The 12,930-nt window shown below is 71.7% G+C and carries 10 protein-coding genes and 2 pseudogenes; 4 read left to right on the forward strand and 8 right to left on the reverse strand.

Translation table 11 applies throughout. The annotated features are described in order from the left end of the window. Window positions 1-19 precede the first annotated feature (19 nt). Window positions 20-766, reverse strand: coding sequence for a DUF4190 domain-containing protein (locus IG54_RS0117640; RefSeq protein ID WP_234336221.1), 747 nt, complete (start codon window positions 764-766; stop codon window positions 20-22). Between the two features lie 54 nt (window positions 767-820). Here IG54_RS0117640 and IG54_RS0117645 point away from each other — a divergent pair. From IG54_RS0117645 to IG54_RS0117660, 4 genes and pseudogenes are all read left to right on the forward strand, one after another. Then, window positions 821-1,938 (forward strand): annotated as a pseudogene (locus tag IG54_RS0117645) (adenosine deaminase). Window positions 1,939-1,958: 20 nt separating this feature from the next. After that, entirely contained in the window at window positions 1,959-2,639 is a 681-nt protein-coding gene (locus tag IG54_RS0117650; protein ID WP_030784521.1) for a glycerophosphodiester phosphodiesterase, read from the forward strand. A 22-nt stretch (window positions 2,640-2,661) separates the two neighbouring features. Beyond that, window positions 2,662-3,624, forward strand: coding sequence for a DUF72 domain-containing protein (locus tag IG54_RS0117655; RefSeq protein WP_078594207.1), 963 nt, complete (start codon window positions 2,662-2,664; stop codon window positions 3,622-3,624). Next, window positions 3,605-3,811, forward strand: coding sequence for a hypothetical protein (locus IG54_RS0117660; RefSeq protein ID WP_051819588.1), 207 nt, complete (start codon window positions 3,605-3,607; stop codon window positions 3,809-3,811). The genes IG54_RS0117655 and IG54_RS0117660 overlap by 20 nt, the downstream gene beginning before the upstream one ends. A gap of 70 nt (window positions 3,812-3,881) precedes the next feature. Here the strand turns inward: IG54_RS0117660 and IG54_RS0117665 are convergent, their stop codons facing one another. The 7 genes and pseudogenes from IG54_RS0117665 to tkt all read right to left on the reverse strand — a co-directional run bounded on the left by IG54_RS0117665 (window position 3,882) and on the right by tkt (window position 12,873). Beyond that, window positions 3,882-4,481 carry a histidine phosphatase family protein gene (locus tag IG54_RS0117665; RefSeq protein ID WP_030784529.1) on the reverse strand — a complete coding sequence of 200 codons (600 nt, stop codon included), beginning with the start codon at window positions 4,479-4,481 and terminating at the stop codon, window positions 3,882-3,884. A gap of 69 nt (window positions 4,482-4,550) precedes the next feature. Further along, window positions 4,551-5,435: pseudogene (gene gnd, locus IG54_RS0117670) on the reverse strand (phosphogluconate dehydrogenase (NAD(+)-dependent, decarboxylating)); the annotation flags it as partial. A 39-nt stretch (window positions 5,436-5,474) separates the two neighbouring features. Further along, entirely contained in the window at window positions 5,475-7,127 is a 1,653-nt protein-coding gene (gene pgi, locus IG54_RS0117675) for a glucose-6-phosphate isomerase (RefSeq protein WP_030784534.1), read from the reverse strand. Beyond that, complete coding sequence (gene opcA / locus IG54_RS0117680) at window positions 7,120-8,061, reverse strand: glucose-6-phosphate dehydrogenase assembly protein OpcA (protein ID WP_030784536.1); 942 nt, start codon at window positions 8,059-8,061, stop codon at window positions 7,120-7,122. Before opcA ends, pgi begins: the two co-directional genes overlap by 8 nt. Then, window positions 8,058-9,590: a glucose-6-phosphate dehydrogenase gene (gene zwf, locus IG54_RS0117685; protein ID WP_030784539.1), complete on the reverse strand. Its 1,533-nt coding sequence runs from the start codon at window positions 9,588-9,590 to the stop codon at window positions 8,058-8,060. The genes opcA and zwf overlap by 4 nt, the downstream gene beginning before the upstream one ends. Further along, window positions 9,587-10,720: a transaldolase gene (gene tal / locus IG54_RS0117690; RefSeq protein ID WP_037897316.1), complete on the reverse strand. Its 1,134-nt coding sequence runs from the start codon at window positions 10,718-10,720 to the stop codon at window positions 9,587-9,589. Before tal ends, zwf begins: the two co-directional genes overlap by 4 nt. A 56-nt stretch (window positions 10,721-10,776) precedes the next feature. Continuing rightward, window positions 10,777-12,873: a transketolase gene (gene tkt, locus IG54_RS0117695; protein WP_030784547.1), complete on the reverse strand. Its 2,097-nt coding sequence runs from the start codon at window positions 12,871-12,873 to the stop codon at window positions 10,777-10,779. Between the last annotated feature and the right edge of the window lie 57 nt (window positions 12,874-12,930).

Below are 12,930 nucleotides of genomic sequence, written 5' to 3' on the forward strand. Positions count from 1 at the left end.
CCCAGGACGTGTCCGCGCCCTAGGACCTGGCTGTGATCACCGTGGAGGCATAGCGCAAGGCGTCCGTCGCGGGCTCCTCCGGCATTGTCATCAGGATCACCAAGAAGGCCGCCCCCAGCACGATGCCGACCGACCCGCAGATGATCCCCGCCAGCGCCTGGCCGCCGTTCGTCGCCTCTCCCCGCCGCGCCTTCCCGCGCCCCACCGCGCCGAAGACCACCGCGAGGACGCCGAGGACGACCGCCAGCGGGCCCAGACAGAAGCAGACCGTGGCGATGATGCCGAGCACGAGTGCGGCCACGCCCATGCCGTTCGCGGGCGCCATCGGCAGGGAGGGCCAGCCGTATCCGGGCGGACCGCCCTGGTATCCCGCGTATCCGGCGTATCCGGGAGAGCCCGGGTAACCCTGCTGACCGGCGGGCCCCGCCTGACCCTCGTACCCCTGGAAACCGGCAGGCCCCTGCCCCGGGTACCCGTACGCCGCCTGCCCCGGCCCGTCCGGTGATATCGGAGGCGGCGGCACCGGTTCTCCCGGCCCCCCGGTCGGCGGGGGCGGGGGCACCGCGGCCCCCGGCATCGGCGTCCCCGCCCACCGGACCTGAGCCGCGGGCGGCCCGGCCGGGCCCGGCACTCCCCGCGGCGCCCCCGCGTCCTTCACGTCCTCCGCGGGCGGAGCCCAAGGATCCCGCTCCCCCGGCGCACCCGCGCCGTCCGCGCCCTCCGCGCCGTCCGGCATGGCGGTCACCTCTTTCATACGTTCCGTCATGCTACGGCCCCCGCTTCGCCCGCGAAGACCCCCGCCTACGATGATCCCCGACCCATCGATCAGCCGATCAAGCCCGTTCCTGGGGAGGAACCGTGACCGAGCAGCAGAGCGCAGCCGCCACCGCGCGAGACCCGTACGACCCGCTCGTCCCGCACGCCTTCATCGCCGGGCTGCCCAAGGCGGAGCTGCACGTGCACCACGTCGGTTCGGCTTCCCCGCGCATCGTCTCCGAGCTGGCCGCCCGGCACCCCGACTCCGCGGTGCCGACCGACCCCGAGGCGCTCGCCGACTACTTCACGTTCACGGACTTCGCGCACTTCATCCAGGTCTACCTCTCCGTGGTGGACCTGATCCGCACCCCCGAGGACGTGCGCCTGCTCACCTACGAGGTGGCCCGGGACATGGCCCGGCAGAACGTGCGTTACGCCGAGCTGACCATCACCCCGTACTCCTCCGTCCGCCGCGGCATCGACGACCGCGCCTTCATGGACGCCATCGAGGACGCCCGCAAGGCCGCCGAGACGGAGTTCGGCACCGTACTGCGCTGGTGCTTCGACATCCCCGGCGAGGCCGGGCTCCTTGCCGCCGAGGAGACGACGCGGCTCGCCACCACCGACAAGCTGCGCCCCGAGGGCCTGGTCTCCTTCGGGCTCGGCGGGCCCGAGATCGGTGTGCCCCGTCCGCAGTTCAAGCCCTACTTCGACCAGGCCATCGCGGCCGGTCTGCACTCGGTGCCGCACGCGGGCGAGACGACCGGGCCCGAGACCGTCTGGGACGCCCTGATCCACCTGGGCGCCGAGCGCATCGGCCACGGCACCACCTCCGCGCAGGACCCGAAGCTCCTCGCCCACCTCGCCGAGCGCCGCATCCCGCTGGAGGTCTGCCCGACCTCGAACATCGCGACGCGCGCCGTGCGCACCCTCGACGAGCACCCGATCAGGCAGTTCGTCGAGGCCGGGGTGACCGTGACGGTCAACTCCGACGACCCGCCCATGTTCGGCACCGACCTGAACAACGAGTACGCCGTCGCGGCCCGCCTCCTCGGCCTGGACGAACGCGGCGTCGCGGCCCTCGCGAAGAACGCCGTGGAGGCGTCCTTCCTCGACCCCGCGGGCAAGGCCAGGATCGCCGCCGAGATCGACACGTACACGGAGACGTGGCTGGCATCCTGACCCGGCACCACAATGGGGCCATGCGCACTGTGACAGCCGTGGCCCACCGAGGCGATCCCTACCGCGTCCGCGAGAACACCCTCCCGTCCCTGCGCTCCGCGTTCGAACAGGGCGCGGACGCGGTGGAGATCGACGTACGCCTGTGCGGCGACGGCGTACCCGTACTGCTGCACGACGCGACGCTCAAACGCCTGTGGGGGTACGACCGTCCGCTCGGCGTGCTGTCCTCCGCCGAGGTGGACGGCCTCACCGAGGGCGGTGTGCCGACCCTCGAAGCGGCCCTCGCGGCCACGGCGGGGCACCGGGTGATGATCGATCTGCCAGGGGCGACGCACGACGCCGTGCGGACGATCGTCGGGGTCGTCGCGGAGTGCGGGGCCGCGGACCGCGTCCACTACTGCGCGGGCGGGGAGACGATGCTCGCCGTGCGCGACGCCGATCCGGCCGCGGAGATCGCACTGACCTGGACGACACTGGCCCCGCCCCGCCGTGTCCTGCTCGACGCGGTGAAGCCCCGCTGGCTCAACTACCGCTTCCCGCTGGTCGACCGCGAACTGGTCTTCCAGGTGCACCGCGACGGCTTCCTCGTCTCGGCGTGGACCCCCGACACCCGCCGCTCGATGCGCCGGCTGATCGACGCGGGCGTCGACGCGATCACCACCAACCGCGTCGGCCTCCTGGAGGCGCTGCGCACCTCCTGACGCTTCGGGGTACCCGGACCGGATGAGCGAGATTCTGGTGGGCACCTGTTCGTGGACGGACCGCGCGCTGCTGGCCAGCGGCTGGTATCCGCGGGGCCGACGGGACGCCGAGGGGCGGCTGCGCCACTATGCCGGCCGTTTCCCCGTGGTGGAGGTGGACGCGAGCTACTACGCGCTCCCCCGCGAGGAGACCTGCCGGTTGTGGGCGGACCGCACGCCGGACGGGTTCCGCTTCGACGTGAAGGCGTTCTCCCTGCTCACCGGGCACCCGACCCGGCAGGCCTCCCTCCCGGCCGACCTGCGGGGCGAACCGGCGGGCCCCTGGCTCCTCGACACCGTGTGGCAGCGCTTCAGCGGCGCGCTCGAACCGCTTCGCCGGGCGGGCCGGCTGGGCACGCTGCTGTTCCAGTTCCCGCCGTGGTTCGCCCCGGGGCCCCGGTCGGAGAAGGTGCTGAGCGAGTGTGCCGAACGGGCCGCGGGCTGGCCGGTGGCCGTGGAGTTCCGGCATCCCGCGTGGTGGCAGGAGGACCGGCGTGCCCGCAGCGAGGCGCTGCTGACGGGGCTGGACATGGCCGCGGTCGCGGTGGACACGGCGCAGGGGCTGCCGGGGTCCATGCCTCCCGTGGCCCCCGTCGCCGCGCCGCGGCACGCGGTGGTCCGCTTCCACGGGCGCAGCGCGGCGTGGGGCGCCGGTTCCAAGGAGGACAAGTTCCGCCACACGTACACGGAGGCGGAACTCGCCGAGTGGCTCCCGCGCGTACGCTCCCTGGCCGAGCGTGCCGACGAGGTCCACGTCCTGTTCAACAACTGCTGCGCGGACGCGGCGGTCCGGGCGGCGGAGTCGATGAGCCGGCTCATCGGCACGGGGCCGTCGGGCGGCCCGACACTCGCGGACGCCTCGTCGTCCCCGTCCGATCCGGCGACCCTCTTCGACTGGGAGACCCTGGACAACCCCGGCAACTCCCGTGGCACATCGGCTACTTGACCCCGAGCGGCGGGGCTTCGCCTTCACCACAGCGGGCACCGCGGCCCGGCTCGACGGCGAGCTGCCGCCGTGGTTCAAGTGGCAGATGGTGCGTACGGCCGTGGCGGACAAGCTGGACGCCTGGCGGCTGCGCGTCACGTACGCCGCCGAGGACGCGTGGAACGCCGTGCGGCGCCGGCGTTCCTGACGCGGCGCCGCACGGGTCCTGCGGGATCAGACGCACGGCCTTGCGAGGTCAGCCGCACGGCCTTGCGGGATCAGTCGCGCGGACGTACGTTCCAGGCCGCGACGACCGGGCGGTCGTGCTCCGTCGAGAGGCGGCTCACCGTGCCCGTGCCCAGCTGGAACAGGCGGCCCTCGGCGGGTGGGAGGCCGAGGCGGCGGGCGGTGACCACGCGCAGGAAGTGCGCGTGCGCGACCAGGACGACGTCTCCCTCGTCGGCCGCGAGCGCCGCGTCCACGCGGGACAGGACGCGGTCGGCACGCGCGCCGACCTCGGCCGGTGACTCCCCCGGGTGCCCTTCGGGGCCGGGCGGCACGCCGTCGGTCCAGAGGTCCCAGGTGGGCCGGGTGCGGTGGATCTCGCGGGTGGTGATGCCTTCGTACGCCCCGTAGTCCCACTCGTGGAGATCGTCGTACGGGGTGGCCCCCGCCAGGCCCGCCAGATCGGCGGTGCGGACCGCGCGGTCCAGCGGGCTGGTGAGGGCGAGGGCGAAGGACCGGCCGGCGAAGAACGGGGCGAGGGACTTGGCCTGTTCCTCGCCGTGGTGGGTGAGGGGCTTGTCCGTCCAGCTGGTGTGCTGTCCGGTCAGGCTCCACTCGGTCTCGCCGTGCCGGACCAGCAGGAGGTCACCCATGGCGAACGCCCCCCTTCGAAGTGGTTCTGGATGCGTTGTGGTTCTGGATACGTTGCTTGCCCGGAGGCGTTACTTGGCGGACTCGACCGCGTGGCCGCCGAACTGGTTGCGCAGCGCGGCGATCATCTTCATCTGCGGCGAGTCGTCCTGCCGCGAGGCGAAGCGGGCGAAGAGCGACGCGGTGATCGCCGGCAGCGGCACGGCGTTGTCGATGGCCGCCTCGACGGTCCAGCGGCCCTCTCCGGAGTCGGCGGCGAAGCCCCGCAGCTTCTCCAGGTGCTCGTCGTCGTCCAGGGCGTTGACGGCCAGGTCGAGCAGCCAGGAGCGGATGACCGTGCCCTGCTGCCAGGAGCGGAAGACCTCACGGACGTCGGTCACCGAGTCGGCGGCCTCCAGCAGCTCCCAGCCCTCGGCGTAGGCCTGCATCATCGCGTACTCGATGCCGTTGTGGACCATCTTGGAGAAGTGGCCGGCGCCGACCTTGCCCGCGTGGACGTACCCGAAGTCGCCCTCCGGCTTGAGGGCGTCGAAGACGGGCTTGACGCGCGCCACGTGCTCGTCGTCGCCGCCGACCATGAGGGCGTAGCCGTTCTCCAGTCCCCAGACGCCGCCGGAGACACCGCAGTCGACGAAGCCGATGCCCTTGGCCCTCAGCTCCTCGGCGTGCTTCTCGTCGTCCGTCCAGCGGGAGTTGCCGCCGTCGACGACGATGTCGCCCTCGGAGAGGAGGTCCTTCAGCTCGTCGACGGTCGACTGGGTGGCGGCGCCCGCGGGGACCATCACCCAGACGACGCGCGGGCCTTCGAGCTTGTCGACGAGTTCGGCGAGGGAGGCGACGTCGGAGACGTCGGGGTTGCGGTCGTAGCCGATGACGGTGTGGCCGGCGCGGCGGATGCGCTCGCGCATGTTGCCGCCCATCTTGCCGAGGCCGATGAGTCCGAGCTGCATATCAGTTGCTCTCTTTCCAGGAGGTCAGCGGAGGGGTCGGTGGGGTCAGGAGGTACGGCCGCGCAGGGCGCGGTAGGTGGCGACGAGGGACCGCGTGGAGGCGTCGAGGCCGGGGACCTCGGCGCCTTCGGTGAGGGCGGGCTCGACGCGCTTGGCGAGGACCTTGCCGAGTTCGACGCCCCACTGGTCGAAGGAGTCGATGTTCCAGACCGCGCCCTGGACGAACACCTTCTGCTCGTAGAGGGCGATGAGCTGGCCGAGGACCGAGGGGGTGAGTTCGCGCGCGAGGATCGTCGTCGTCGGGTGGTTGCCCTTGAACGTCTTGTGCGGGACCAGTTCCTCCGCCACGCCCTCGGCGCGCACCTCGTCGGGCGTCTTGCCGAAGGCGAGCGCCTGGCCCTGCGCGAAGAGGTTCGCCATCAGCAGGTCGTGCTGCGCGGCGAGTTCGGAGCCCAGCTCGTCGACCGGCTTCGCGAAGCCGATGAGGTCCGCCGGGATCAACTTGGTGCCCTGGTGGATGAGTTGGTAGTACGCGTGCTGGCCGTTGGTGCCGGGGGTGCCCCAGACGACGGGGCCCGTCTGCCACTGGACCGGGCGGCCCTCGCGGTCCACGGACTTGCCGTTGGACTCCATGTCGAGCTGCTGGAGGTAGGCGGTGAACCTGGAGAGGTAGTGCGAGTACGGCAGCACCGCGTGCGCCTGGGCGTCGTGGAAGTTGCCGTACCAGATACCCAGCAGACCCATCAGCAAGGGGGCGTTGGCCTCGGCCGGTGCCGTGCGGAAGTGCTCGTCGACGACGCGGAAGCCGTCCAGCAGCTCGCGGAAGGCGTCCGGGCCGATGGCGATCATCAGGGACAGGCCGATGGCCGAGTCGAAGGAGTAGCGGCCGCCGACCCAGTCCCAGAACTCGAACATGTTCGCCGTGTCGATGCCGAAGTCGGCGACCTTCTCGGCGTTGGTCGACAGGGCGACGAAGTGCTTGGCGACGGCCGCCTCGTCACCGAGGGACGCCAGCAGCCAGGAGCGCGCGGCCTTGGCGTTGGTGATCGTCTCAATCGTGGTGAACGTCTTCGAGGCGATGATGAACAGCGTCTCGGCGGGGTCGAGGTCGCGGACGGCCTCGTGGAGGTCGGCGCCGTCGACGTTCGAGACGAAGCGGAACGTCAGGTCCCGTGCGGTGTACGGGCGCAGCGCGTCGTAGGCCATCGCGGGGCCGAGGTCGGAGCCGCCGATGCCGACGTTGACGATGTTGCGGACGCGCTTGCCGGTGTGGCCGGTCCACTCCCCCGTACGGATCTTCTCCGCGAAGGCGGCCATCTTGTCGAGGACGGCGTGCACCTTCGGCACGACGTTCTCGCCGTCGACCTCGATCACGGCGTCGGCGGGCGCCCGCAGGGCCGTGTGCAGGACCGCGCGCCCCTCCGTCGTGTTGATCTTCTCGCCGCGGAACATGGCGTCGCGCTGCCCGAACACGTCGGTGGCGGCGGCCAGCTCCTGGAGGAGGGCGAGCGTCTCGTCGGTGACGACGTGCTTGCTGTAGTCGATGTGCAGGTCGCCGACCTGGACGGTGTAGCGCTCGGCGCGTGCCGGGTCGGCGGCGAACAGGTCGCGCAGGTGCGTGCCGTTGAACGTGGCGCGGTGGTCCTCCAGGGCGGTCCACTGCGGGCGGCGCGTCAGAAGGGGCTTGCTGTCAGTCATGTCGTACGGACTCCTTCGTGCCGGAGGCGTCGCCGTGCAGCGCGACGGCGTACATCTCGTCGGCGTCGAGGCGGCGCAGCTCTTCGGCGATCAGCTCGGCGGTCGAGCGCACCTTCAGGGCGAGGGTGCGCGCGGGCTGGCCGGGCAGGGACAGGGTGGCGAGGGGGCCCTCGGGGCGGTCGATGCGGATCTCGCCGTCGGCCGTGCCGAGGCGGACCGCGGTGACGACGGGCCCGGCGGTCGTGACGCGCTCGACCGCGACGCCGAGCCGGGCACCCAGCCAGCGGGCGAGCAGTTCGGCGCTGGGGTTGTCGGCCTCGGACTCGACGGCGGCCGAGACGACGTCGACGCGGGCCTGGTCGAGGGCGGCGGCCAGCATGGAGCGCCAGGGCGTGAGGCGGGTCCAGGCGAGGTCGGTGTCGCCGGGGGCGTAGGACGTGGCGCGGGCTTCGAGGGCCGCGAGGGGGTCCTCGACGGCGTACGCGTCGGTGATGCGGCGGGCGGCGAGCGCGCCCAGCGGGTCCTTGGCGGGGTTCTCCGGCGCGTCGACCGGCCACCAGACGACGACGGGGGCGTCGGGCAGGAGCAGCGGCAGGACGACTGAGTCGGCGTGCTGGCCGACCTCGCCGTACAGGCGCAGGAACACGGTCTCGCCGGTGCCCGCCTCGGAGCCGACCCGCACCTCGGCGTCCAGCCGGTTGCCCTGCCGGTCGCGCGGGGAGCGGGCGGTGCGCCGGATGACGACGAGGGTGCGCGAGGGGTGCTCGCGGGAGGCCTCCTCGGCCGCCTTCACCGAGTCGTAGGCGTTCTCCTCGTCGGTGACGATGACCATCGTCAGGACCACGCCCACGGCGGGCGTCCCGATGGCCCGGCGTCCTTGCACGAGCGCCTTATTGATCTTGCTTGCCGTGGTGTCGGTCAGATCGATCTTCATGGCCTGCGCCAGCTCCGTCCGTCTCGTGCGAGCATCTCGTCCGCTTCCTTCGGGCCCCAGCTGCCCGAGGCGTACCGGGCGGGCTTGCCGTGGGTGTCCCAGTGCGCCTCGACGGGGTCGAGGATGCGCCAGGACTCCTCGACCTCCTCCGTGCGCGGGAAGAGGTTGGCGTCGCCCAGCAGTACGTCCAGGATCAGCCGTTCGTACGCTTCCGGGCTGGACTCGGTGAAGGACTCGCCGTACGCGAAGTCCATGGACACGTCGCGGATCTCCATCGACGTACCCGGCACCTTCGAGCCGAAGCGCACGGTCATGCCCTCGTCGGGCTGGACGCGGACGACGATGGCGTTCTGCCCCAGCTCCTCGGTGGCGGTGGAGTCGAACGGCGAGTGCGGGGCGCGCTGGAAGACGACCGCGATCTCGGTGACGCGGCGGCCCAGGCGCTTGCCGGTGCGCAGGTAGAAGGGGACGCCCGCCCAGCGGCGGTTGTCGACCTCCAGCTTGACGGCGGCGTAGGTGTCGGTCGTCGACTTGCGGTCGATGCCCTCTTCCTGGAGGTATCCCTTGACCTTCTCGCCGCCCTGCCAGCCCTCCGCGTACTGCGCGCGGACCGTGGACGCCGACAGGTCGTCGGGCAGGCGCACCGACCTGAGGACCTTCAGCTTCTCCATCACGAGCGACTCGGCGTCGAACGCGGCCGGCTCCTCCATGGCGGTGAGGGCCATCAGCTGGAGGAGGTGGTTCTGGATGACGTCGCGGGCGGCGCCGATGCCGTCGTAGTAGCCGGCGCGACCGCCGATGCCGATGTCCTCGGCCATCGTGATCTGCACGTGGTCGACATAGCTGCGATTCCAGATGGGTTCGTACATCTGGTTGGCGAAGCGGAGCGCCAGGATGTTCTGGACGGTCTCCTTGCCGAGGTAGTGGTCGATCCGGAAGACCTGGTCGGGGGCGAACACCTCGTGGACGATCGCGTTCAGGTCCTTGGCCGACGCGAGGTCGTGCCCGAACGGCTTCTCGATGACGGCGCGGCGCCAGGAGCCCTCGGGGGCGTCCGCGAGACCGTGCTTCTTGAGCTGCTGGACGACCTTGGGGAAGAACTTCGGCGGTACGGAGAGGTAGAAGGCGTAGTTGCCGCTCGTCCCGCGCTTCTCGTCCAGCTCCTCGACCGCGTCCCGCAGCTGCCGGAACGCGGTGTCGTCGTCGAAGTCGCCCGGGATGAAGCGCATGCCGTCGGCGAGCTGCTGCCAGACCTCCTCGCGGAAGGGGGTGCGGGCGTGCTCGCGCACCGAGTCGTGGACGACCTGCGCGAAGTCCTGGTCCTCCCACTCGCGGCGGGCGAACCCGAGGAGCGAGAAGCCCGGCGGGAGCAGACCGCGGTTGGCGAGGTCGTAGACGGCCGGCATCAGCTTCTTGCGGGACAGATCGCCGGTGACGCCGAAAATGACGAGCCCGGAGGGGCCCGCGATGCGCGGCAGGCGCCGGTCGCGGGCGTCCCTCAGGGGGTTCTGCCAGGCGGTGACGCTCACTTGGTGTCCGCCTCCTTGTCCGCGAGGCGGTTCGCCACCGTGCCGAGCAGGTCGGTCCAGGCGGCCTCGAACTTGGCGACGGCCTCGTCCTCCAGCTGCCGCACGACCTCGTCGTAGGAGACGCCGAGCCGCTCGACGGCGGCCAGCTCGGCGCGGGAGGCGTCGTAGGTGCCGGTGACGGCGTCGCCGTGGATGTCGCCGTGGTCGGCGGTGGCCCTGAGGGTGGCCTCCGGCATGGTGTTCACGGTGCCGGGCGCGGCCAGTTCGTCGACGTACAGGGTGTCCTTGTACGCCGGGTCCTTGACGCCCGTCGAGGCCCACAGCGGACGCTGCTTGTGGGCGCCCGCGGCCGCGAGGCGGGCGGCGCGGTCGGTGGCGAAGGCCTGCTCGTACGCCTCGTAGGCGAGGCGCGCGTTGGCGAGGGCGGCCTTGCCCTTGAGCGCCGTGGCCTCGTCCGTGCCGACCTTGTCGAGGCGCTTGTCGATCTCGGCGTCGACGCGCGAGACGAAGAAGGAGGCCACGGAGTGGATGGTCGACAGGTCGATGCCGCGCTCGTGCGCCTTCTCCAGGCCCGCGAGGTAGGCGTCCATGACGGCCTTGTAGCGGTCCAGGGAGAAGATCAGCGTGACGTTGACGCTGATGCCGAGGCCGATGACCTCGGTGATGGCCGGCAGGCCCGCCTCGGTCGCCGGGATCTTGATCATGACGTTCGGGCGGTCGACGAGCCAGGCGAGCTGCTTGGCCTCGGCGATGGTGGCCTCGGTCGCGTGGGCGAGGCGCGGGTCGACCTCGATCGACACGCGGCCGTCACGGCCACCGGTCGTCTCGTACACGGGACGCAGCACGTCGGCGGCGGCACGCACGTCGGCGGTGGTCATCATGCGGACGGCCTCGTCGACGGTGACCTCGCGGGCGGCCAGGTCGGTGAGCTGCTCCTCGTAGCCCGCACCGGAGCCGATGGCCGCCTGGAAGATCGAGGGGTTCGTGGTGACGCCCACGACGTGGCTCTTCTCGATCAGCTCGGCGAGGTTGCCGGACTCGATGCGGGTGCGGGAGAGGTCGTCCAGCCAGATGGACACGCCTTCGTCGGAGAGGGCCCTGAGAGGCGAGGAGGAGGGGGCGCTGGTCATGTGCTTCATCTTCTTTCGGGTCTTGCGGGAGGTCGGGTGCGGGTGGCCGGCAGGGGTCAGGCGCGGGCCGCGGCGAGGGATTCACGCGCCTTGGCGGCGACGTTCTCGGCCGTGAAGCCGAACTCGGCGAACAGCACGGCGGCGTCCGCGGACGCGCCGAAGTGCTCCAGGGAGACGATGCGTCCGGCGTCCCCGACGTAGCGGTACCAGGTCAGGCCGATGCCGGCCTCGACGGCGACGCGGGCCCTGACGGCGGGCGGCAGGACGCTGTCGCGGTACTCCCGCGGCTGCTCCTCGAACCACTCGACGGACGGCATCGACACGACGCGCGTGGCGACGCCCTCGGCCTCCAGCCGCTCGCGGGCCTCGACGGCGAGGTGTACTTCGGAGCCGGTGGCGATCAGCACGACGTCCGGGGTGCCCGTGGACGCCTCCGCCAAAACGTAGCCGCCCTTCGCGGCCAGTTCGTTGGCCTCGTACGTCGGCACGCCCTGCCGGGTCAGCGCCAGGCCGTGCGGGGCCGGCCTGTCCGAGCCGCGGCGCAGGATCTCGCGCCAGGCGATGGCGGTCTCGTTGGCGTCGGCGGGGCGGACGACGTTCAGGCCGGGGATGGCGCGCAGCGAGGCCAGGTGTTCGACGGGCTGGTGGGTCGGGCCGTCCTCGCCCAGGCCGATCGAGTCGTGCGTCCACACGTAGGTGACGGGCAGCTGCATGAGGGCCGACATCCGTACGGCGTTGCGCATGTAGTCGGAGAACACCAGGAAGGTGCCGCCGTAGATACGGGTGTTGCCGTGCAGCGCGATGCCGTTCATCTCCGCGGCCATCGAGAACTCGCGGATGCCGAAGTGGATCGTGCGCCCGTAGGGGTCGGCCTCGGGCAGCGGGTTGCCCTTCGGCAGGAACGACGACGTCTTGTCGATCGTCGTGTTGTTCGACCCCGCGAGGTCGGCGGAGCCGCCCCACAGCTCGGGGATGACCGGGCCGAGGGCCTGGAGGACCTTGCCGGACGCGGCCCGCGTGGCGAGCTTCGTACCGGCCTCGAAGGCGGGCAGCGCCTGCTCCCAGCCCTCGGGGAGGCGGCCGGCGACGACCCGGTCGAGCAGCTTGGAGCGCTCGGGGTCGGCGGCACGCCACTCGTCGAGCCGCTTGTCCCAGGCGGCGTGTGCCTCGGCGCCCCGGTCGAGGGCCTTGCGGGTGTGGGCGATGACGTCGTCCTCGACGGTGAACGACTGCTCGGGGTCGAAGCCGAGGACGCGCTTGGTGGCGGCGATCTCGTCGGCGCCGAGCGCGGAGCCGTGGGCGCCCGCGGTGTTCTGGGCCTTGGGGGCGGGCCAGGCGATGATCGTGCGCATCACGACGAGGGACGGCCGTCCGGTCTCGGCCTTGGCGGCGGCGAGCGCCTCGTACAGCGCCTGCGTGTCGATGTCGCCATCGGCCTTGGGCGCGACACGCTGCACGTGCCAGCCGTACGCCTCGTAGCGCTTGGCGACGTCCTCCGAGAAGGCGGTGTCCGTGTCGCCCTCGATGGAGATGTGGTTGTCGTCGTAGAGGAGGACGAGGTTGCCGAGCTTCTGGTGCCCGGCCATCGAGGAGGCCTCGGCGGAGACGCCCTCCTCCAGGTCGCCGTCGGAGACGATCGCCCAGACGGTGTGGTCGAAGGGGCTGGTGCCCTCGGGGGCCTCGGGGTCGAAGAGGCCGCGCTCGTAGCGGGCGGCCATGGCCATGCCGACGGCGTTGGCGACGCCCTGGCCGAGCGGCCCGGTGGTCGTCTCCACACCCGCCGTGTGCCCGTACTCGGGGTGGCCCGGGGTCTTGGAGCCCTGCGTGCGGAACGCCTTCAGGTCGTCCAGGTCCAGCTCGTACCCGGCGAGGAAGAGCTGCGTGTAGAGAGTGAGGCTGGTGTGGCCGGGCGACAGGACGAAGCGGTCGCGGCCGGTCCACTCCGGGTCGGCCGGGTCGTGCCGCATGACCTTCTGGAAGAGGGTGTACGCGGCCGGCGCCAGGCTCATCGCCGTGCCGGGGTGTCCGTTCCCGACCTTCTGCACGGCATCGGCCGCCAGGAGGCGGGCGGTGTCGACGGCACGCCGGTCGAGTCCGGTCCACTCGAAGGGCCGCTCGAAGGGGTCGAGGCCGTCCGGTGTCTGCGTGCTCATCTGTATGACTTCCTTCGCATCCGTGGTGCTTCGGTGGTGCCGTGGGGCACCGGCGGT

The sequence above is a fragment of the Streptomyces sp. NRRL S-920 genome (assembly GCF_000717945.1).
In the GTDB taxonomy this organism is placed as follows: Bacteria; Actinomycetota; Actinomycetes; order Streptomycetales; family Streptomycetaceae; genus Streptomyces; species Streptomyces alboniger.

What these genes read in the sequence shown, in the direction of transcription:
- IG54_RS0117655 (WP_078594207.1), top strand. Translation starts at nt 2,662, where the DNA reads ATGAGCGAGATTCTGGTGGGCACCTGTTCGTGGACGGACCGCGCGCTG.
- opcA (WP_030784536.1), bottom strand. Translation starts at nt 8,061, where the DNA reads ATGAAGATCGATCTGACCGACACCACGGCAAGCAAGATCAATAAGGCG.
- pgi (WP_030784534.1), bottom strand. Translation starts at nt 7,127, where the DNA reads ATGACTGACAGCAAGCCCCTTCTGACGCGCCGCCCGCAGTGGACCGCC.
- IG54_RS0117665 (WP_030784529.1), bottom strand. Translation starts at nt 4,481, where the DNA reads ATGGGTGACCTCCTGCTGGTCCGGCACGGCGAGACCGAGTGGAGCCTG.
- IG54_RS0117650 (WP_030784521.1), top strand. Translation starts at nt 1,959, where the DNA reads ATGCGCACTGTGACAGCCGTGGCCCACCGAGGCGATCCCTACCGCGTC.
- tal (WP_037897316.1), bottom strand. Translation starts at nt 10,720, where the DNA reads ATGACCAGCGCCCCCTCCTCCTCGCCTCTCAGGGCCCTCTCCGACGAA.
- IG54_RS0117640 (WP_234336221.1), bottom strand. Translation starts at nt 766, where the DNA reads ATGACGGAACGTATGAAAGAGGTGACCGCCATGCCGGACGGCGCGGAG.
- tkt (WP_030784547.1), bottom strand. Translation starts at nt 12,873, where the DNA reads ATGAGCACGCAGACACCGGACGGCCTCGACCCCTTCGAGCGGCCCTTC.